Below are 19,826 nucleotides of genomic sequence, written 5' to 3'. Positions count from 1 at the left end.
CAAATCGCACGAAAGTATAAAAGGGGGTGTGGGAAACAAGTTGAAGCCTGGAATGGCGTATGCAATCAGATGTCAGGCAAGGCCTGACGTGCAACCAGGATCCTGCAGGCCACTGCCGATGAACCGGGAAGCGAAAGAGTAAATGAGAGGGGTGATAAATAAATCCATGTGATTGATGTGGTGAATTTACGGCTCATTGCACTATTGCTGCAACGATCTGCACATCGATTACCCTGCGTGCGGCGGAGCGGTGCGACAATTTCGATGATACTGAATAGGGGAAAGTAATGCGACGCATCAATTTACTTCTGGCAGCCGCGCTTGGTGCATCTCTCCTCACTGCCCACAGCTCGGCGCAAGCGGCACAGGCGTCCTCAGCAAGCATGATGGATGATGGCGGGTGCCGGGCGGCCTACAACGGCGGCGGCTGGACCAACGTTTATCCGTGCATCTCTAAAACCTCCGCCGGCCTTCGAGCCGATGCCTATGTCGGTGGCGCAGCACCTAGCTGCTCTTACTACATCGTAAGAATCATCTGGGGCAACTACGATACGGTGCGCGCAAGTTCGTCCAGGCAGCCGTGTAACCGATGGCACTCGGACGTGGTAACTTACTCGCTCATTTCCGGAACTCCTTACCGGTCAAAGATCCAAGCCTATAACAGCAGGAACGAGTCGATCCTCAGCCTCGAAAGCCCACCGATTAGTTATCCCTAGCACTCCAGTCGCACTTCGAGATCTCGATCCGGTCGAGGCTGGGACGTGAGGCGGCCACCGCAGTGATCATGTGGGCGTGTGGAAACCATACGATCGGCGGTGGCCGTGGCAGCCACGGTAGTGCAGTTCGACCCGCGCGTCTGGGCCGATGGATTCAAGGAACTGTTGCGCGGATGGCGGTTCCATTGTTCGGCCCTGCCCAGCCGCTCGACGACGGGCCGGAGATGATCGCGGGAGTATGGTCGACGATATCGAGGACCAAGCGATCGCGGCTCCCGGACCGCGGGTGCGGGCGGTGACGCGGACCGGCGCCGTCACCACAACCAAGCACGCTGAACTTCTGCGCGACCTGATCGCCTGAAGCTCCTCGCTGACCGGGAAGGTCATGACGCTGGAGGTGCGCGAGGACCTGCAGGGGAGCGGGCAGCTGATCGCTCGCCCACCCGCGTCGACGCTGTTCGCGTCGGTGAAATCGTCATGCCGATCGGGTCGGACGGCTGGAGCACACTGGTCGGTGGGGGAGGCCCCTTGGAGGTGGACCTGAGCTTTTGCCGCTGGCATGCTGCTCGGCTTATCGATCCGTTGATGGAGGACCCGATGCCTGCTGTGTTCGCGCCTCTCGTACCCGATGGCTTGCCCGATCCGCTGGACCGCACCGCACCGCGGCGCGGCGCGGGACGGTGACGAGCCGTCTTATTTCCGGTGGTGGCAGCACTTCACCCGAAAGGCCGACTTCGATGACCGCTGTGGAAAGGTCATCACTGAACTCGGCAGGGATGACCTGCTCACCCTGTATGCCCACGCCATCCCCACCCGGACCGCGCTGGAGCACCTGCTGCGGCTGGGGCCGCTGATCGAGGTCGGCGCGGGCGCCGGATACTGGGCCCGGCTGCTGCGCGACTTGGACGCCGACGTGCTGGCCTACGACGAGCACCCCCCGGAGCGTAACCACTGGCTGACCGGAGCAGTGCCGGGGCACCCGGCTGCGGTCGCACCGAACTGGACCACGGTGCAGACCGGGGACCACACTCTGGTGGCCCAGCATCCCGGCCGGGCGCTGTTCGTCTGCTGGCCACCGCGACCCGGAACCGAATATCTGAGCGACATTCTGCGCCGTACTGACCGGCCACGGTCGCCCTCATCACCGGGGCCCTGGGCAACGCAGGCCCCGGGGACTTCTACCCCACGCTGGCCGACGGCTGGCGGCAGAGCGAACTGATCGAGTTGCCGCACTGGTCGACGCGGGAGGACAACCTCACCATCTGGCAGCGGATTGATCCGCATCTGCGGAAGTGATGCTTTCGACGGGGTCGCCGCTTCCCAGCGGTCGGCGCGTCGAGTGGCCGCGCCGGACCGGGCCCGAACCGGCCCGCAGGTTGCCGGAGCTCTTCCCGGCCGCCGTGTCGGTCACCAGCAGCTCGGCCTCCTAGGTCACTGGCCTTCTCCCACAGCCACCTCACCCCTTTCAGCGCGGTGGGGTCTCCTCTGCTCGGCCACCTGCCGATACACCGCTCGGCTCCCTCACGATCCCCCGCCGCATCTCGCATCTCAGCGAGCTTTAGGAGTGCGAAGCCGTAACCGGCCTCCGTGCTCTCTCAGTAAGGGCGCTCAGCTGCCTCAACATTGTTCGTCTTCTCCTGTGGCATGCTCGACTGGCTCCCGCACCAGGGGAGGAGGCCGACTGTTTCACCAGGGATCGGCGATTCGGCCGTCCGCCTCCAGCCCGAACCTCACCAGGTGTGCCCCTGCCTCTTCGTCTCCGGCTCGCTGTCGCAGGCCAGCCAATTCCTTCAGCGCGAGGGGAGCTCCGGCGTCGGCGGTCAGCCGGTAAAGTCGCTCGGCTTCTCGACGGTCCCCAGCCACCTCCCGCATGTGGGCCAGTTTGTGCAGTGCGGAGGGATCTTCGGCGTCGGCGGCGATGCGGGCCAGTCGCTCGGCTTGCGCCCCATCGCCTACCTGCTCTCGCATCCGCGCCAGGGCCCACAACGCGGAGGTGTCTCCAGCATCGGCGGCCAGCTGATAGAACTGCTCGGCGCCTTGTCGGTCCCCGGCCTGCTCCCGTATCTCGGCCACGTTGCTCAGCGCGAAGGTATCTCCAGCATCGGCGGCCAGCTGATAAAGCCGCTCGGCCTCCTGATGATCCCCTGCCTCCTCCCAGTCCCCGGCCTGCGCCCGCATCTGAGCAAGGCAGTCCAGGGCGAAAGTGTCTCCGGCGTCGGCGGCACGGTGCCAAAGGATCGCTGCCTGGCGGTAGCGGCCCCGGCTGTGTGCGGCCTTAGCCAAAGCGGTTTGATCTGTGGCGCTGGCGTGGCGGGCGGCGCTCTCCCAGAATCCGGCAGGAGGGCACTTCCGACGGCGTGCATGAGCGCCATGTTGTTCGAGGTAGTCGGCCAGCTGGTAGGACGGCTCGTCCTCATGCTGCCCCGCCGCAGTCGAGGGGCCGGGCCGGTTTTTAATGCGAGTCAGCGGAGCGCGGGCGCCCCGGCAGGGCAACGGGTCGGTGAGGTAGGCGAACGCTTGCTCCAGCCAGTTGTCGGCCAGCAGGTCGTGTTGTTCGTCGCTGAGGTATCCGGCGGCGGCCTCTTCCAGAAACAGGCGCGGCAACTTCAGGCTGTGGCCCAGGCGGCGGGCGTCGATCGCCGCTTCCAGTACCGCGCGGGCTTCGACGCTCGCGGTGCGGTAGCGCTCGATCAGTGCGGGCCCACCCGCCAGATATTGGGTCAGTTGCCCGCTTCACCGCTTCGGCTGTCCGTGGATCCGCCAGCAGTCCGGCTGCGGCCGCGGTTGCGAGGTCGTCGTCGGTGAACGCCGCCGGGAGCTCCATCGCGGTCCCGGCCAGCAGCACCCGCGCTCCGGCGTGCGGGTCCGGGGCGTCCGGACGAGGGACGGCGGTCAGCTTCTCCCAGTAGGACTCCCACAAGGTGCCCAACACCAGCACCGGGCCCCGCTCTGGGCTGCGCAACAGCTCACGTAACCCGGCCGCGACCTGTTCTCCGGCCGGCTCGCCGGGGGTGGTGAGGTAGTGCTGGGTCTCATTCAGCCACACCACCGTGTACGGCTTCACCTCCTCTAAGCCGGCCAGCGTGGCCTGCGCCCACCCGGGATTGATCGGATGCCACAACCGCCACGGTGCCGGAAGGCTACGGATCGCTTCCCAGCAGGCGCGGGTCTTGCCCGTTGAGGACCCGCCGACCAGCACCACCATCCGGCTGCGTCCGCGAGCCTGTACCTCGTCCACCACGGCGGCCAGCGCCGCGTCGTGGGCGCGGGGAATGTAGGCGGGCAGCGCGCTCAGCCCGGCGGCGGCCGCCCCAGCATCGATCGCCGGATGCACCCCCAGGTCCAGCGCGATCGGATCCACCTGCCCAATCGGCCACCCCAGCCCTCCCGGCGCCGAAGCCTCTCCTGCAGCGCGCGGGTCGTCGCCAGACACCGGATTGCGGGCGGGGCGTCCGCCACGGTTGGCGTGGCGCGCCCGATGCGCTCGCGTCCGTTGCGCTTCCCACCAGCCTGGCGCCATCGGTGAGTGGCCGTAGCGGGTGGCTTTGGCCTGCAGGCAGGCGATCAGCACCTCCACCACCCGGGGTGAGGAAGGGATGCTCTTCCCGCTCAGCCAGTCGCCCAACGAGGACTTCCCGATCGTCACCGGCGGCTGCTGAGCGGCGGCCTGGCGGATCAGCTCGGCGTAGGTCGGCTCGCCAGCCTGTTCATATAGCTGTGCCAGTGCCCGGGAGAATTCCGGCTTCTCACCGGTCACAGGCGGGGCGGGGGTAGTGGCTGGCACCGAGCGGCTCCTGCAAGCGCGTGCGTGGACGTCGGACGTCCGGTGAGCGGTCCGGACCGGACGCCCACCGGAATACTCGCTTCCCCGATGTTCACAAGCCTAGAGGCCCGTCCGCACCTGGGCGGAGTGATCGCCGGAAACCGGCCGGACCGCTGCGGTTCTCCCTATCCGCCCCGGCTCGCTTACCCAGCCAGGGCCCAACCCCTTGGGAGCGTCTCACGTGAACGTCCTGACCGGCTTGCTGCCCGCCGCGACCGCGGTCGGAGCCGGAGGCCTGCTGTACGGCCTCACCATCACCGCCTTAGCCGCCGCGTCGGTGTTCGCCCGCACCCCGGCCCGCCGCCGCGACGCCCGCGCCACCCTCACCCTGCTGCTGCGCCGCTCACCCGCCGACCCCGCTTCCTCTACTGCGGCGAAGATAGAGGCATGACGGCATCCGGGCCACGCTCGCGCGCAGATCCGCGCCCACCTCGTCGGTGAGCTCAACGCGGCACTTCGCCACTCAGGCATGTACGGCGGGGAGATCGCACTGCGGCTGCTGCTTGACCTCCTGGCCTACGCCCCGGCCACCGGCCGCGCCCGGCCTAGCCGCCGACGACACCGAATGGCGCACCTACCTCCAGCAGCACACCCCCAACGGCTGGCTGCTGCACGCCGACCCTCTGCTGGAGACCTTGGCCGGCGGCAACACGGACGGTCACCATCGAGCCCCACGGAGCCGACAACTCGCGACAGTTGAATAGACGAGAGACCAGTTCCCCGGAAAGTACGCCGTTCGCCGTATCAGAGTGCCTCACGCTGAAGATCCTTCTGCGGCAGATCGGCGATCGTACCCACCAGGAGTGGTCCGTTCAGCAGGTCGGCGGTGAACGTCACGCCGGTGAGGCGGGCCGCCATCGCGAACATCCACGCGAGGCCGTGCTCGGACAGGTCGTCGTACCGCTGGTCCCACTCCTCGTCCGAGCCCTCCTTCAAAGGCAGACCGAACTCGCGCATGAGGACGGCGAGCCGGTCCGTGTCGGCACCGGAGCGATGCTCGGGAGCGGTCGGGTCGAAAGCTGTGATCACCATACCGTCGGCGGCGTAGTGGAAGTAGTCGCAGGCGTAGTCATGCCGTAAGACGGACACCACGTCGGTGCCGGCCGACAGCCGCGACAGCGTCGGGGTGCCCGTCCCCGACCAGCCGCACAGCTCCACCGCCGCGCACCCATCGCCGGTTGCGACCACTCCGACATGACCACCTCCGTCACCGCCGCCGGTCACCATCGTGAAGTCGGAGACCGCCAGCCCCAGCTCGGCGAAGCTCATCTCCGTGCTCGTGCGGGCGCCGAACCGCCGCAGCACCTCGGCCGGGTCGAGCCCGCGCAGCAAGGTCACGCAGTAGATCTCGCCGAGTAGGTTGCCCCGATCGCCATACGGTGGTTGCAGCCAGCGAAACGGCGTCAGCCCCTCGATTGTCATGTCGCGATCTTGGCAGGCCCTACCGACATACTCGGTCCCACTTCACCCCTCCGCGCGCGCACCGGCTGTTCGAGAGTCGACCTGTTGCCGCCGGAATCACGGAAAGTCACTACCGCGGCCCACGGCATCGAGAACTCGCGATAGTTGAATAGGTGACTCCACCAGTACCAACCCCCGATCATGACCACGATGGGCGCAGTGGTGCCGGGCCTGGTGCCGGCCGCCGCGAGCCTGAGCTCGCTGACCCGGTACACCGGCGCGATCCTCGGGCCGCTGCTGGCTGGCGCGCTGATCCCTATGGTGGGGCTGGCCACCCTGTACCTGGCGGACGCGGTCGCGTTGCTGGCCGTCGTCGGGGCGGTGGCCCGGCTGCCGGCGCTGCCGCCGCGCCCGTCCACCGGGCGGCTCGTTCGGGGCGGGGTGGCCGTCCGCCTGTTGTCGGGGGTGCGGTACCTGGCCGGCGAGCGGCTGCTGGTGGCGGTGCTGGCGGTGGACCTGGCGGCGATGGTGTTCGGCATGCCGGTGGCGCTGTTCCCCGAGCTGGCCCGCCACGCCTTCGGCGGCCCCCCCGGGCGGCGGCCTGGAACTGGGCCTGCTGTACGCCGCCTATCCGGCCGGCGTGGTGCTGGCCGGCCTGCTGTCGGGCACGTTCACCCGGGCCGCCCGGCACGGCGCGCTGATGGCGGCCGCCGCCGCCGGGTGGGGGATCACCGTGGTGGCGCTCGGGCTGGCCACCCGCCTGTGGGCGGCGCTGGCGGCGCTGGCGCTGGGCGGCGCGCTCAACTGCGTGCTGAGCACCTTCCGCAACGCAATCACCCAGGCGCACACCGACGACGCGCTGCGCGGCCGGATCCAGGGCGCGTTGAGCATCGTGCTCATCGGAGGCCCGCAGCTGGCCGGCCTGCTGCACGGTGCGGCCGCGGCGGGGTACGGGCCGCGGGTCGTGATCTGCGCCGGCGGGCTGCTGACCGTGCTGGCGGTGGCGGCGATCGTGCGGACGTCCCCCGAGCTGCGGCACCACGCCGCCGGGCCGCCGCCCGGCGGGTGTCCGGCCGCTGACCGCGGCCCCGTGGGCCCCGCCCGATCCTTGGGTGCTCCGGCCGGGCCGGGACGCCGGCGGCGGGACCGCGCCGCCGTCCGCTCCCGGCGCGGGGGCCCTGTTCCGGTCGCCCTGTCCTGCCGGCCGCCTCGCGGGTGCCCGGCCGGAATCCAGGCAGAGTTCAGGCAGGGTTCAGGCGCAGCAGCCGGCGTCCGGCACCGGGACGGGCCGCTCGCCGCCCTGGCCGGGCCCGGCGGCGCCGGCCTTCGCCGCGGAGGGCGGGTCGGGGAGGCGGCGGGCGCCGGGACCCTGCTCGCCGAGGGCGTCCTTGGGGTTGGCCAGGCCGCAGCGGTCCAGCGACAGGCAGCCGCAGCCGATGCAGTCGTCCAGGTCATCGCGCAGCCGTTCCAGCTGGCGGATCCGGCCCTGCAGGTCCTCGCGCCAGTGCTGGGAGACCCGCGCCCAGTCCTGCCGGGTGGGGGTGCGCCCTTCGGGGAGCAGGCCGAGCACGGTGCGAATGGTGGCCAGCGGGATGCCGACCCGCTGGGAGACCCGGACGAACGCCACCCGGCGCAGCGTGTCGCGGGTGTAGCGGCGCTGGTTGCCGGGGGTGCGCCGGCTGGTGATCAGCCCTTCGCGCTCGTAGAAGCGCAGCGCGGAAGGGGGTACTCCGCTGCGCTCGGACAGCTCGCCGACGGTCAGTTCGGTGGCCTTCCACGACAGTCGCGTCATGCCGCCAGGCTAGCGCATAGCTCAACAATGGTTGAAGTTCGCTGGCCGCCGGGGTTCACCGGCCGGACGCTCGCGCCTCGGCCGGTGAACCCCGGCGGAGGGAGCCGCCGCCGTCGGCGGGGGATGCCCTTGAGGTGGAGACCGGCCTGGCGGGCAGCAGTAGCGCGGGCAGCGTCCCTAGAGCGGCGAGCGCGGCCATGGCAGGCAGCGCGAACCGGGTGGCCGCGCCGGAGGGGGTGACCGGCATCAGGCCGGCGGCGATCGCGATCCCGAGGGTGGGCCCGATGTTCATGGCGGTCTGCTTGAGCCCGCCGACGATCCCTGCGTGTCCGGCCGGCGCGTCCCCGACGACCGTCCCGGTGGCCGTGACCATCACCGTGGCGAAGCCGAGCCCGAGCAGGGCGAAGGCCGTGATGGACCCGGCTGTCGCGCTCCACGCTCCGGTCTGGTCGAGCGAGGTCAGGCCGAGGATGCCCAGGACGACCGGCACCAAGCCGGCAACGGCGGTACGGCGCGGCCCGTACCGGCGCAGTGCCGCGTCCGCCAACGGCGCGCCGAGGACCATCAGGATGGTCAGCGGGATGACACGCAGGCCCGCGGCGAGCGGGTCGAGGCGCAGCAGATCCTGCAGCAGGAATGTCGCGACGAACAGGGCGCCGAACATGCCGCCGCTGGTGAGCAGGAGGATCGCCATCGCGGCCGTCACCGGCCTCGACCGGGCCACCGCCGCCGGCACGATCGGGTAGGCGGTCCGGCGTTCCCAGGCGAGCAGGATCACCGCGCCGCCGACGGCACACGCCAGGGCCGCCAGCGTCGGCCCGCCTGTCCAGCCGTGCGCCGGCACCCCGGCCAGGGCGTACACCGACGCCGATAGCACTCCGGCGATCAGCAGCGTCCCGGTGATCGCGAACCGTTTCGCCGGCCGGTGCCGCGGCGGGGGCGCCGGGGTGGCCATGGCCAGCGCGGCGACGGCCAGCGCGATGGGGGCTTGGACGGCGAACACGCTGCGCCAGCCCAGCTGTGCCACAAGCAGGCCGCCGAGGATCGGCCCGGCCGCGCCGGCCAGCCCGATCGCGCCGGTGCGGACGGCGATGGCGCGGCCGAGCCGGTCGGCCGGGTGGGTCAGCCGCAGCAGCGCCAGCGTCGCCGGCTGCAGCAGGGCGGCGAACAGGCCCTGGAGTACGCGCAGGGTGATCAACACGCCGATGCCGGGAGCGAGTGCGATCCCGGCCGAGGCCGCGGCGAAGCCGCACAGGCCGCACAGCAGCAGCCGCCGATGGCCGTACCGGTCACCGAGCCGTCCGGCGATGACCAGCAGCGCCGCCACCGACAGCAGATAACCCGTGCTGGCCCACTGGGTCTGCGTCACGCTCGCGGCCAGGTCGCGCCGCAGCGAGGGCTGGACCATGAGCAGGACCGTGCCGTCCAGGGCGACCAGCATGGCTCCGGCCGCGCTGACGGTCAGGGCCGACCGGCGCCGGGCCGTGCCGCTCACCGGGCCTCCTGACCCAGGTGGGCGTCCAGGATCTCGGTGATGAGCCGGTCGAGCCGGTCGCCGGTCGGCGGCGGGTCCGGTTCACCCAGCATCAGCTCGACACTGCCCCACCCCGACAGCTCGGCCAGGCCGTGCACGTTCGCCCACAGCGCGACCGCGGTCACCTGGGCCGGGACTCGCCGCCGGGCGCCGGCGCCCGGCGGGCACAGATCGACCAGTTCGACGATGCGGGCGAACAGCGGCAGGCTCGCGTCGCGCAGCGGTGGCTCTCCGGTGGCGCGTGCCTGGCCGCGCAGTAGGTCGTGACGGAACATCAATTCGAACATGCCGCGGTGTTCGCCGGCGAACCGCAGGTAGGCGTGGGCCATCGCCCGCAGTCGTTGTCGTGGCGGCGCCGTCTGGCCGGTCGCCTCGGTGAACCGCCGGGCCAGGTCGATGAAACCTCGGCGGGCGATCGCGGACAGCAGTGCCGCGTGGGTGGGGAAGTACCGGCGCGGGGCGCCGTGCGACACTCCGGCCCGGCGGGCGATCTCGCGCAAGCCCAGCGCGGAGACGCCCTCGGCCTGCACGAGTTGCACGCCGGCCTCGACGAGCCGTTCGCGCAGTGAATCCTCCGGCTGCATAGACAGTGTCTACCAGAGGACGTAGACACTGTCTACTAGGGATCGGGGCAGGTGCCGGGGCGGACCAGGCCGCTTTCGTAGGCGATGACGACCAGCTGGGTGCGGTCGCGGGCGTCGAGCTTGGTCAGCAGGCGGCTGACGTAGGTGCGCGCGGTGGCCGGGCTGATGTAGAGCGCGGCGCCGATCTCGGCGTTGGAGCGGCCGGTGGCGATCTGGGCGAGGACCTCGCGCTCGCGGTCGGTCAGCGCGGCGACGCGGCCCGGGTCGAGCCGGCCCGGCACGGCGGCGACGGCGTCCATGACCCGCCGGGTCACCGCCGGGGACAGCAGCGCCTCGCCGGAGGCCACGGTGCGCACCGCCTCGCGCAGCTCGTCGGGCCGGGTGTCCTTGAGCAGGAACCCGGCCGCCCCCGCGCGGATGGCGGCGAACAGGTGCTCGTCGGTGTCGAAGGTGGTGAGCATCACCACCTGCACCTGGTGCAGGTGCGGGTCGGCGACGATCCGCCGGGTCGCCTCGATACCGTCCATGCCGGGCATCCGCACGTCCATGAGCACCACGTCGGGCCGTTCGGCGCGCACCATGGCCAGGCCGCCCTCGCCGTCGGCGGCGTCCCCGGCGACCGTGATGTCCGGGGCCCGGTCCAGCAGGGCGCGCAGCCCGGCGCGCACCAGATGCTGGTCGTCGACGATCACGACCCGGATGGCGGGCGGGGCGCTCATCGCAGGGCCGCCGTCCGGCCGGCGGACCCGCCGGCCGGCGCGGCCGTCGGCAGGGTGACCTGGACCTGGAAGCCGCCGCCCTGCCGGGGGCCGGCGTGCATCATCCCGCCCAGCAGCTCGACCCGTTCGGCCATGCCGCGCAGCCCGTGGCCGGCGCCCGCGGCGGCCGGGTCACCGCCGCGGCCGTCGTCGGTCACGGTGATCCGCAGCCCGGCCCGGTAGTCCAGGTCGATCCACGCGCGGGTCGCGCCGGCGTGGCGCAGGGTGTTGGTCAGGGCCTCCTGGACCACCCGGTAGGCGGTGGCGTCGACGACGTGGGGGAGCGGCGCCGGCCGCCCGGACACCCGCAGCGTCACCGGGAGCGCGCCGGTGGCGGCGATCAGGCGGTCCAGGGCGGCCAGGCCGGCCGCTCCGGCCGGCGGTTCGGGAGTGGGCGCGCCGGCGTCCCGGCGCAGCAGGCCGAGGGTGGCGCGCAGCTCGCCCATCGCCTCGTCGCCGGCCTGCCGGATCGCCTCCAGCGAGGAGCGGGCGGCGACCGGGTCGCCGGGCAGCGCCTCGGCGCCGACCGAGGCCTGCAGCGAGATGACGGTGACGGTGTGGGCGAGCACGTCGTGCAGCTCGCGAGCGATGCCGAGCCGTTCCTCCTGCATGCGCCGCATGGCGATCTCCTCACGTTCGGCGGCGGCGCGGGCCTCCCGGTGGCGCATCTCGGCGCGCAGCAGCCGGCGGCTGCGCAGCCCGTCACCGAGCGCGATCATGGCGACCATGAGGCCGAGCTCGGAGGTGAGTTCCAGGCCGAACAGGTAGGCGGGGTCGTCGCCCTCGGCCAGCCGGAAGTACCCCGACAGGGCGAGCATCGCGGTGGCCACGCCGGCCGCCCACCACTGCCGCCCGGCCTCGGCGGCGGAGAACAGCGCGCCGGCCACCGGCACGGCCAGGCCGATCGGCGGCAGCCCGGCGGCGTAGTACACCATCAGCCCGGTGGCGGTGACCAGCAGCATCGCGACCGGCAGCCGGCGCCGCAGCAGCATCAGCGCGCCGCAGCCGACCGCGAACAGGTAGGCGGCGACCGGCGGCGCCGACCGGCCGCCCACGTCGGCGGTCACCGCCACGGCGATCACCGCCGTGACGGCCGCCGCGATGCCGGCGTCCACCACGCCGGCCGATGGCCGCACCCTTCTCATTCCGGCAGTGTATGGAACCGGCCGGCCGGTGGTCGGCCGCCTGGCGACGTCATCGCCGGGCGGCCCGGTACGTCGAAAGGCGACAGCGGTCCGGGACGGGGGGCGGACGCGCCGGGGGAGGGGTCGCCCCTAGCGTCGTGGTTCCGCGCCGACCGGATCCGGTGCGGGGCGACCGCGGCGGGCACCGCAATGCCGGCCGCGGTCGCCGCCGATCCGCACGCCCCGGGGGCGCGCCTGGTGGACTGGAGTTGTCATGGTGAAGCCGCCGAACCTGCCGCGGGTGACCACGGTGGTGCTGCTGTACCTGGTGGTCACGGCGATGATCTCGTTCGGCGGGGTGCTCGGGGAGACGGTGATGTTGTACCCGAACATCTTCCGGGACCCGCCGGCGTCACTGGAGCTGACCAGGGAGTTCATGGTGGCGGGCAGCCCGTCGGACTTCTTCCCGCCGCTCGGGCTGAGCATCTCGCTCAGCGCCGCGGTGGGCACGCTGCTGGCCTGGCGGTCGCCTGCGCGCTGGTGGATCGCCGCGGCCACGGTGGTGTTCGTGCTCGCGGAGTTCCTGTTCTCCGCGTGGTTCTTCTGGCCGCGCAACACCATCATGTTCGTCGACCCGGTGGGGACGCACTCGGCGGACTACCTGCGGCAGGTGGCCGCGGAGTTCAACGCGGGGCACTGGGTGCGGGTGGCGGGCGGGGCGCTGACCTCGGGCCTGGCGTTCACCGGGTTTCTGCGCTGGTACCGCCTGCGCACGGGCACCGCCACGGCTCCGGCGCGGTCGCCGGCGACCGGACAATGAACTTACTTTGTAAAGCCGCTGGGTTGATGAAAAACCAAAACACCTGAACATCAAAATCCGCTACGACGCCAAGACCGCAGGCGTCGGCAGCGATGGCCGGCGACACCCGTCACGCCGTTCGAGGCGCGGGGGAGATGTCGTCAGTGGACGGCGAAGCCGCCGTCCACGTAGACCGTCTGGCCGGTGATGTAGGCGCCGGCGTCCCCGGCGAGCAGGATGGCCTGGCCGATGAAGTCGCCGGGCACGGCGTTACGCCCGATCATGGTACGGGCGGCCATGGCCTCCACCCGGCCGGGAACGGCCTGGGCGGGTGCGGTGAGCGGGGTGAGCACGAACCCGGGGATGATCGTGTTGCAGCACACGCCGCGGGCGGACCAGGCCTCGGCCTGGGAGCGGGTGAGCCCGGCGAGGGCGGCCTTGCTGACGCCGTAGACGCCGCTGTCGCCGAAGGCGCGCACGGACTGCTGGGACCCGACGTTGATGATGCGGCCCCATCCGCGCGCCGCCATCAGCGGGCCGAAGTGCTGGCCGAGCAGGTAGGGGGCGGTGAGGTTGACCGCCATGGTCTGTTCGTAGTCGGCGGTGGTGAGCTCGCCCATCGGGCGGCGAATGTTGCCGGCGGCGACGTTGGCGAGGATGTCGATGTCGCCGAGATGCCCGGCGGCCTGGTCGCACACCCGCCGCACCTCGGCCGGGTCGGCCAGGTCGGCGGGCAGCGCGGTGGCGCGGACGCCCTGGTCGCGTAGCTCGCGCACCGCGGTGTCCAGCTCGGCGGGGCGGCGGGCGACCAGTACCAGGGCGGCGCCGGCGCGGCCGAGGGCCTCGGCCATGGCGCGGCCGATGCCGGAGCTGCCGCCGGTGACCAGGGCGGTGCGGCCCGCCAGGGAGAACAGCCGTTCCAGGTAGGCGGCGGGGCCGGGCGCGTCCGTCGATCGCATGGCAGTGGACGGTATCACCGCGGGGGGTGCGGGCGGCGGGGAGGTCAGCAGGGGCCGTACAGGTCGGTGGCGGCGCGGTGCAGCGCGGTCATGACGTCGTCCATGCGGCGCAGGGTGTCGAGGTCGAGGCGGTCGAGCAGGCGGCGGTAGCCGGCCAGGCCGGCTTCGGCGAGTTCCCGGGTCATGCGGCGGCCGGCGTCGGTGAGGTGGACGCGGCGGACGCGGCGGTCGTCGGGGTCCTCGCGGCGGGTGACGAGTCCTTGGGCGACGAGGCGGTCGACGATGCCGGTGACGGTGCCGAGGCCGGTGCCGAGGGCGGCGGCGAGTTCCTGGCCGGAGGCCGAGTCGTGGGCGGCGAGGATGAGGGTCACCTTGAGCTGCTGCATGGTGAGGTTGAGCGCGAGCAGTGGCGTGGAGCGGTCGTGGGCGAAGGCGCGGGCGAGCGCGTGCTGGACCTCGCCGATGCGCGCGATCAGTTGTTCTCGCTCGTCCACGTTGACCTTCCGCCGGGGGCGCCGTCAGGTTATCAGGAGTTCACACTGGCGCTGAATGTTCGTATCAGATGAAGTGTTAGCATGGCGAGAATTCTTTCTTGACGGACATACCCCCGGAAGGTCCGGTTCCCCTTATGACCGCTCTGGCCAGGCTGAGCCTCGCCAATCGCAGCCTTGTCGTGCTGGCGGCGCTGGTGATCAGCGCGTTCGGCGTGTTCGCGATCCCCTCGCTGAAACAGCAGTTGCTGCCGTCGCTGTCGTTCCCGGGGGCGTTCGTGGTCGCCCCGTACGCCGGTGCGGCGCCCGGGATCGTGGAGGAGCAGGTCACCCGGCCGATCGAGGGGGCGTTCGAAGGGCTGGAGGGGGTCACCGAGGTGACCTCGACCTCGCAGGAGGGCCTGGCGCAGGTGCAGGTGTCCTTCGAGTACGGCACCGACGTGGAGGCGGCGGTGGGCCGGCTGCAGCAGGCGGTGGCCCGGCTCGGGCAGCGGCTGCCGGCCGGGGTGGAGCCGACGGTGGTGGCGGGCAACACCGACGATATCCCGGTGATGGTGCTGGCGGTCGGTGACGACGGGGACCAGCGGGGGATGCTGGACCGGCTGGAGCGGGTGGCGGTGCCGACGCTGCAGGGTGTGACCGGGGTGCGGGAGGTGTCGGTGACCGGGGCCCGCGAGCAGCGGGTCGTGATCACGCCGGATCTTGGCAAGATGCTGCTGGCCGGGGTGTCGCCGGCGACGATCCCGCAGGTGCTGCAGGCCAACGGCACGCCGGTGCCGGCGGGCAGCCTGGTGCAGGACGGCCGATCGCTGTCGGTGCAGGTGGGCCGGCGGCTGGCGTCGGTAGAGGATCTGCGCGGGTTGTACCTGACGCCGCAGGCGCCGTCCGGCGCCGCCGCGCAGGGCCGGCCCGCCGGTCAGGCCCAGGCACAGGCACAGCAGGGCCAGGCGGCCGGCCGGGCCACGGGCGCCGGTGCCGATGCCGTGGCAGCGGCGGCGCCCAAGCCGGTCCGGCTGGGCGATGTGGCGACGGTCGAGGCCGAGCCGGCCGAGGCGACGACGATCACCAGGACCAACGGGGCGAGCAGCCTGGGGCTGTCGATCACGATGACCCCGGACGGCAACGCGGTGCAGATCTCCCACGACGTGCGGGACGAGCTGGCCGGGCTGACCCGGGCGCTGGGCGACGCCGCGGAGATCACCGTGGTGTTCGACCAGGCTCCGTACGTGGAGCGGTCGATCGAGGACCTGTCCACCGAAGGGCTGCTGGGCCTGGTGTTCGCGGTCCTGGTGATCCTGATCTTCCTGCTGTCGCTGCGTTCCACGCTGGTGACCGCGGTGTCGATCCCGCTGTCGGTGGTGATCGCGCTGCTGGCGCTGTGGCTGGGCGACTACTCGCTGAACCTGCTGACGCTGGGCGCGCTGACCATCGCGATCGGCCGGGTGGTGGACGACTCGATCGTGGTGCTGGAGAACATCAAGCGTCACCTCGGCTACGGCGAGGGCAAGCGGCAGGCCGTGCTGACCGCGGTGCGCGAGGTGAGCGGCGCGGTGACGGCCTCGACGCTGACCACGGTGGCGGTGTTCCTGCCGATCGCGTTCGTGGGCGGGATGGTGGGGCAGCTGTTCGCGCCGTTCGCGATCACCGTGACGGTGGCGTTGCTGGCGTCGCTGCTGGTGTCGCTGACGGTGATCCCGGTGCTGGCGTACTGGTTCTTGAAGTCGCCGGCGCTGTCACCGGAGGAGGCGCGGCAGGTGCGCCGGCAGGCCGAGGCCAAGGAGTTGCGCAGCCCGTTGCAGCGCGCGTACCTGCCGGTGCTGCGGTTCGCGACCAGGCGGCGGCTGGTGACGCTGCTGGCCGGCCTGGTGATCTTCGTGGGGACGCTGGCGCTGGCGCCGGGGCTGAAGACCAACTTCATCGACTCCTCGGGCAACGACACGATCTCCATCACCCAGAAGATGCCGCCGGGTACCGACCTGTCGGCCACCGACGCGGCGGCCAAGAAGGTCGAGCAGGTCCTGTCGGGCACCAAGGACATCGCCTCCTACCAGGTGAACGTCGGGTCGGGCGGTACGTTCTCCGGCGGGGTGGGCGGCGCGGCCGACCGGGCGTCGTACTCGGTGACGGTGGCCGAGGGGGTGGAGACCCCGGCGCTGGAGGAGCGGCTGCGGCAGCGGCTGGCGGCGCTGCGGGACGTCGGCGAGGTGACCGTCGGCGGGCAGCAGGGCGGGGGGTTCGCCTCCGACCGCGCCGAGGTGATCTTGCAGGGGCCGGACCTTTCGGCGCTGGAGACGGCGGCGGATTCGGTGACCACGGCGCTGCGCGGCATCGAGGGGTTGCGGGACGTGAGCTCCAATCTGGAGGCGAGCGCGCCGCGCCTGGAGGTGCGGGTGGACCGGGAGAAGGCGGCGGCGCGCGGCCTGACCGAGGCCGGGATCGGGCAGACGGTGGCGCAGGCGTTCCGCGGCGCGCCGGTCGGGCGGATCACCGTGGACGGCCGGGAGAGCGACATCGTGCTGCGCGCGGGTGGGGACGCGCCCGATGATGTGGCGGCGGTGCGCGGGCTGCGGTTGCCGGTGGCGACGGGCACGGTGAAGCTGTCGCAGGTGGCGTCGGTGCGGCAGGTGGAGGGGCCGACGCAGATCACCCGCCGGGACGGGGATCGGACGGCGTCGGTGTCGGCGGCCGCGGATGCGGGGGATCTGGGCGCGGTGACCGCGAAGATCACCGATCGGATGCGGACGCTGGGGCTGCCGGCCGGGGTGAGTTACACGATCGGCGGGGTGAGCGCCGACCAGGAGGAGGCGTTCGCGCAGCTGGGCATGGCGATGCTGGCGGCGGTCGCGATCGTCTTCATGATCATGGTGGCGACGTTCCGCAGCTTCGCCCAGCCGCTGATCCTGCTGGTGTCGATCCCGTTCGCGGCGACCGGCGCGATCGGGCTGCTGCGGGTGACCGACACGCCGCTGGGCGTGCCGGCGCTGATCGGCATGCTGATGCTGATCGGCATCGTGGTGACCAACGCGATCGTGCTGATCGATTTGATCAACCAGTACCGGGCGCAGGGGATGGGCGTGCGGGAGGCGGTGATCGAGGGCGGCCGGCGGCGGCTGCGGCCGATTCTGATGACGGCGATCGCGACGATCTGCGCGCTCACCCCGATGGCGGTGGGCCTCACCGGGTCGGGCGGGTTCATCTCCCAGCCGCTGGCCATCGTGGTGATCGGCGGGCTGGTGTCTTCCACGCTGCTGACGTTGGTGTTGGTGCCGACGCTGTATTCGATCGTGGAGGGGATCAAGGGGCGGGTGGCGCGCCGCCGGGCGCGCCGCACCCCCGACCCCGAGCCGACGGTGTACGACGCCGAGGCCCTCGGCGCCCGCTGAGCCCGCCGCTCGGCCCCGCCCGGTCCGGCCGCCTCGCGCGGGCGGGCCGAGCGGGCCCGGGTGGGCGGGGGCCGGGCGGCGGGCCATAGACTGGGCCGACGTGACCGTCAAGCCGCACATCCCCGACGTCCTGGCCGCCCGCTACGCCTCGCCGCAGATGGCGCGGGTGTGGTCTCCTGAGCACAAGGTGATCGCCGAGCGCCGGCTGTGGCTGGCCGTGCTGCGCGCGCAGGCCGACCTGGGCGTCGAGGTGCCGGCCGGGGTGGTGGGCGACTACCAGGCCGTGGTGGACAAGGTCGACCTGGCGTCGATCGCCGCGCGGGAGCGGGTGACCCGCCACGACGTCAAGGCCCGCATCGAGGAGTTCAACGCGCTGGCCGGGCACGAGCACGTGCACAAGGGGATGACCTCGCGTGACCTGACCGAGAACGTCGAGCAGATGCAGGTCCGCGACGCGCTGGCCCTGGCCCGTGACCGGTGCGTGGCGCTGCTGGCCCGGCTGGGTGAGCAGGCGGTGCGGTACCAGGACCTGGTGGTGGCGGGCCGGTCGCACAACGTCGCCGCGCAGGCGACCACGCTGGGCAAGAGGTTCGCCACCGCGGCCGACGAGCTGCTGGTCGCCTTCGCCCGGCTGGAGGAACTGCTGGCCCGCTACCCGCTGCGCGGGATCAAGGGGCCGGTGGGCACCGCCCAGGACATGCTGGACCTGCTGGGCGCCGACCACGGCCGGCTGGCGGAGCTGGAAGGCCGGGTCGCGGCGCACCTTGGGTTCTCCTCGACGCTGACCAGCGTGGGGCAGGTGTATCCGCGGTCGCTGGACTTCGAGGCGGTGACGGCGCTGGTGCAGCTGGCCGCGGCGCCCTCCAGCCTGGCCCGGTCGGTGCGGCTGATGGCCGGGCACGAGCTGGTCACCGAGGGGTTCCAGCCCGGCCAGGTGGGGTCCAGCGCGATGCCGCACAAGATGAACACCCGCTCCTGCGAGCGGGTCAACGGCCTGGCGGTGGTGCTGCGCGGGTACGCCTCCATGGTGGGGGAGCTGGCCGGCGACCAGTGGAACGAGGGCGATGTGTCGTGCTCGGTGGTGCGCCGGGTGGCGCTGCCGGACGCGTTCTTCGCCTTCGACGGGCTGTGCGAGACCATGCTGACGGTGCTGGCAGAGTTCGGCGCGTTCCCCGCGGTGATCGCCGCCGAGCTGGAGCGGTACCTGCCGTTCCTGGCGACCACCAAGATGCTGATGGCGGCGGTGCGCGCCGGGGTGGGCCGGGAGACCGCCCATGAGTTGATCAAGGAGCACGCGGTGGCGTCGGCGCTGGCGATGCGGGAGAGCGGCTCGGCCAATCCGCTGCTGGACCGGTTGGCCGGCGACGAGCGCTTCCCGCTGGACCGGGCGGCGCTGGCGGCGCTGCTGGCCGATCCGGCACCGTTCACCGGGGCGGCCGGCGCGCAGGTGGCGGCCGTGGCCGGCAAGGTGGCGGCCGTGGTGGCGCGGCACCCGGAGGCGGCGGCCTACCGCCCGGGCGCCATTCTGTGATCCGGGAGCTGTCGGGGCCGGCGCGGCAGGCGGCGGCCGGTGGCCGGCTGCTGCCGTTGTGGGCGATGCAGGGCCTGCCCGCCGGGGTGCGGGTGTTCGCCTCCGGTGAGGCGGTCGCGGTGGCCTGCCCGGCGCTGGCCCGCCGCGACCGGCTGGTGGTGTGCGGGCCGGCCGGTGAGGCGGTGCCGCTGGTGGCGCACGCGCTGGCCGAGGTGGGGCCGTCCTACCGGCCGATGGCGGTGGAGCCGCTGGTGCGCGAGCTGGCCGCGCGGATCCCGGGTCTGGAGTTCTCCGCGGCGTTCGTCTGGATGGACTCGGCCGGCCCTGGGGGCGTGACCGGTATCCCCGCCGCACCGCGCGCCGCGGCCGCCCCGGCCCCGGACCCGCTGGTGCCGCCGCTTCCGGCGGCGCGGCCGGTTCCGGCGGGGGAGCACCGCCCGGCGGGATGGCTCAGGGAGCGGGACGCCGAACCGGTGGCGGCGCTGCTGGCGGAGGCCAACCCCGGCTCCTACGCGGTGCCCGGCCTGCCCGGGGTACGGCGCTGGTCGGGAGTGCGCGACGGCGACCGGCGGCTGCTGGCGGTCGGCGCGGACGCCTGGTCGGCGCCGCCGGTCGGGTTCATCGCCGGGGTGGCCACCCGGCCGGGGCATCGTGGCCGCGGCCACGGGACGGCGGTGTGCCGGTTCCTGGTGGAGACGCTGCGGGCCGAGCACGGCCGCGTCGCGCTGATGGTCGACCAGTGGAACGCCACCGCCATCGCGCTGTACGCGCGGCTGGGCCTGCACCCGGTCACCGTCGCCGCCGCCCGGGTGAGCGGCCACTGAAACCCCGGGCCGGTGCGGCCGCGGCGGACGGCTCCGCGGGACTGCCGGTCATGGGGCGTGCCGGTCACACCCGCGCCGCCCGGCGTGTGCCCCGGAGGGCCGGGTGT

17 protein-coding genes are annotated in these 19,826 nt (G+C 72.3%); 7 read left to right on the top strand and 10 right to left on the bottom strand.

The genetic code is table 11. The features are described from left to right. Positions 1-954: 954 nt before the first annotated feature. Both Sru01_RS36225 and Sru01_RS15070 read left to right on the top strand, forming a co-directional pair. A complete protein-coding gene (locus tag Sru01_RS36225) occupies positions 955-1,077 on the top strand; it encodes a hypothetical protein (protein ID WP_275412172.1) in 123 nt (40 codons plus the stop codon). Between the two features lie 267 nt (positions 1,078-1,344). Then, entirely contained in the window at positions 1,345-1,935 is a 591-nt protein-coding gene (locus Sru01_RS15070; protein WP_203985126.1) for a hypothetical protein, read from the top strand. Positions 1,936-2,402: 467 nt separating this feature from the next. Here the strand turns inward: Sru01_RS15070 and Sru01_RS15065 are convergent, their stop codons facing one another. Further along, a complete protein-coding gene (locus Sru01_RS15065) occupies positions 2,403-3,320 on the bottom strand; it encodes a tetratricopeptide repeat protein (protein ID WP_203985124.1) in 918 nt (305 codons plus the stop codon). 1,400 nt (positions 3,321-4,720) lie between these two features. Here Sru01_RS15065 and Sru01_RS15060 point away from each other — a divergent pair. Next, positions 4,721-4,930: a hypothetical protein gene (locus Sru01_RS15060; RefSeq protein ID WP_203985123.1), complete on the top strand. Its 210-nt coding sequence runs from the start codon at positions 4,721-4,723 to the stop codon at positions 4,928-4,930. Positions 4,931-5,283: 353 nt separating this feature from the next. Here Sru01_RS15060 and Sru01_RS15055 read toward each other — a convergent pair whose 3' ends face one another. The 7 genes from Sru01_RS15055 to Sru01_RS15025 form a co-directional block, all read right to left on the bottom strand. Further along, entirely contained in the window at positions 5,284-5,961 is a 678-nt protein-coding gene (locus Sru01_RS15055; RefSeq protein ID WP_203985122.1) for a DUF6461 domain-containing protein, read from the bottom strand. A 606-nt stretch (positions 5,962-6,567) separates the two neighbouring features. Next, on the bottom strand, positions 6,568-6,840 hold the full coding sequence (locus tag Sru01_RS35630) for a hypothetical protein (RefSeq protein WP_239137435.1): 273 nt from the start codon (positions 6,838-6,840) through the stop codon (positions 6,568-6,570). Positions 6,841-7,192: 352 nt separating this feature from the next. Next, a complete protein-coding gene (gene soxR / locus Sru01_RS15045; protein WP_203985120.1) occupies positions 7,193-7,732 on the bottom strand; it encodes a redox-sensitive transcriptional activator SoxR in 540 nt (179 codons plus the stop codon). 55 nt (positions 7,733-7,787) lie between these two features. Further along, a complete protein-coding gene (locus Sru01_RS15040) occupies positions 7,788-9,227 on the bottom strand; it encodes an MFS transporter (RefSeq protein ID WP_239137434.1) in 1,440 nt (479 codons plus the stop codon). Then, positions 9,224-9,850 carry a TetR/AcrR family transcriptional regulator gene (locus tag Sru01_RS15035; protein WP_203985119.1) on the bottom strand — a complete coding sequence of 209 codons (627 nt, stop codon included), beginning with the start codon at positions 9,848-9,850 and terminating at the stop codon, positions 9,224-9,226. The genes Sru01_RS15040 and Sru01_RS15035 overlap by 4 nt, the downstream gene beginning before the upstream one ends. A gap of 35 nt (positions 9,851-9,885) precedes the next feature. After that, positions 9,886-10,569, bottom strand: a complete 684-nt coding sequence (locus tag Sru01_RS15030; RefSeq protein ID WP_203985118.1) for a response regulator transcription factor — start codon at positions 10,567-10,569, stop codon at positions 9,886-9,888. Further along, the gene (locus tag Sru01_RS15025) at positions 10,566-11,753 is read right to left on the bottom strand and encodes a sensor histidine kinase (RefSeq protein ID WP_203985116.1); all 1,188 of its coding nucleotides are present in this window, start codon (positions 11,751-11,753) and stop codon (positions 10,566-10,568) included. The genes Sru01_RS15030 and Sru01_RS15025 overlap by 4 nt, the downstream gene beginning before the upstream one ends. A 253-nt stretch (positions 11,754-12,006) precedes the next feature. Between Sru01_RS15025 and Sru01_RS15020 the strand changes: the two genes are divergently transcribed. Further along, positions 12,007-12,552, top strand: coding sequence for a DUF1772 domain-containing protein (locus Sru01_RS15020; protein ID WP_203985115.1), 546 nt, complete (start codon positions 12,007-12,009; stop codon positions 12,550-12,552). A gap of 140 nt (positions 12,553-12,692) precedes the next feature. Here Sru01_RS15020 and Sru01_RS15015 read toward each other — a convergent pair whose 3' ends face one another. Beyond that, positions 12,693-13,490, bottom strand: a complete 798-nt coding sequence (locus tag Sru01_RS15015) for an SDR family NAD(P)-dependent oxidoreductase (protein ID WP_203985114.1) — start codon at positions 13,488-13,490, stop codon at positions 12,693-12,695. Between the two features lie 44 nt (positions 13,491-13,534). Further along, positions 13,535-13,984 (bottom strand): MarR family winged helix-turn-helix transcriptional regulator, encoded by a 450-nt coding sequence (locus Sru01_RS15010; RefSeq protein ID WP_203985113.1) that lies wholly within the window; start codon positions 13,982-13,984, stop codon positions 13,535-13,537. Between the two features lie 134 nt (positions 13,985-14,118). On the opposite strand from Sru01_RS15010, the gene Sru01_RS15005 reads away from it, so the two are divergent. The 3 genes from Sru01_RS15005 to Sru01_RS14995 all read left to right on the top strand — a co-directional run bounded on the left by Sru01_RS15005 (position 14,119) and on the right by Sru01_RS14995 (position 19,719). Further along, a complete protein-coding gene (locus Sru01_RS15005) occupies positions 14,119-17,364 on the top strand; it encodes an efflux RND transporter permease subunit (protein ID WP_203985112.1) in 3,246 nt (1,081 codons plus the stop codon). A gap of 100 nt (positions 17,365-17,464) precedes the next feature. Continuing rightward, positions 17,465-18,895, top strand: a complete 1,431-nt coding sequence (gene purB, locus Sru01_RS15000) for an adenylosuccinate lyase (RefSeq protein ID WP_203985111.1) — start codon at positions 17,465-17,467, stop codon at positions 18,893-18,895. Beyond that, on the top strand, positions 18,892-19,719 hold the full coding sequence (locus tag Sru01_RS14995; RefSeq protein ID WP_203985110.1) for a GNAT family N-acetyltransferase: 828 nt from the start codon (positions 18,892-18,894) through the stop codon (positions 19,717-19,719). Before purB ends, Sru01_RS14995 begins: the two co-directional genes overlap by 4 nt. Positions 19,720-19,826: the final 107 nt, after the last annotated feature.

This window comes from Sphaerisporangium rufum, from assembly GCF_016863395.1.
Classification (GTDB): Bacteria; Actinomycetota; Actinomycetes; order Streptosporangiales; family Streptosporangiaceae; genus Sphaerisporangium; species Sphaerisporangium rufum.
This window is presented reverse-complemented; position numbering and strand designations above follow the sequence as displayed.

Excerpts from the sequence above, each read along its gene's own strand:
- Sru01_RS15025 (WP_203985116.1), bottom strand. The coding sequence starts at position 11,753 with ATGAGAAGGGTGCGGCCATCGGCCGGCGTGGTGGACGCCGGCATCGCG.
- Sru01_RS35630 (WP_239137435.1), bottom strand. The coding sequence starts at position 6,840 with ATGAGCACGATGCTCAACGCGCCCTGGATCCGGCCGCGCAGCGCGTCG.
- Sru01_RS15055 (WP_203985122.1), bottom strand. The coding sequence starts at position 5,961 with ATGACAATCGAGGGGCTGACGCCGTTTCGCTGGCTGCAACCACCGTAT.
- Sru01_RS36225 (WP_275412172.1), top strand. The coding sequence starts at position 955 with ATGGTCGACGATATCGAGGACCAAGCGATCGCGGCTCCCGGACCGCGG.
- Sru01_RS15035 (WP_203985119.1), bottom strand. The coding sequence starts at position 9,850 with ATGCAGCCGGAGGATTCACTGCGCGAACGGCTCGTCGAGGCCGGCGTG.
- Sru01_RS15070 (WP_203985126.1), top strand. The coding sequence starts at position 1,345 with ATGGCTTGCCCGATCCGCTGGACCGCACCGCACCGCGGCGCGGCGCGG.
- soxR (WP_203985120.1), bottom strand. The coding sequence starts at position 7,732 with ATGACGCGACTGTCGTGGAAGGCCACCGAACTGACCGTCGGCGAGCTG.
- Sru01_RS15030 (WP_203985118.1), bottom strand. The coding sequence starts at position 10,569 with ATGAGCGCCCCGCCCGCCATCCGGGTCGTGATCGTCGACGACCAGCAT.
- Sru01_RS15005 (WP_203985112.1), top strand. The coding sequence starts at position 14,119 with ATGACCGCTCTGGCCAGGCTGAGCCTCGCCAATCGCAGCCTTGTCGTG.
- Sru01_RS15015 (WP_203985114.1), bottom strand. The coding sequence starts at position 13,490 with ATGCGATCGACGGACGCGCCCGGCCCCGCCGCCTACCTGGAACGGCTG.
- Sru01_RS15020 (WP_203985115.1), top strand. The coding sequence starts at position 12,007 with ATGGTGAAGCCGCCGAACCTGCCGCGGGTGACCACGGTGGTGCTGCTG.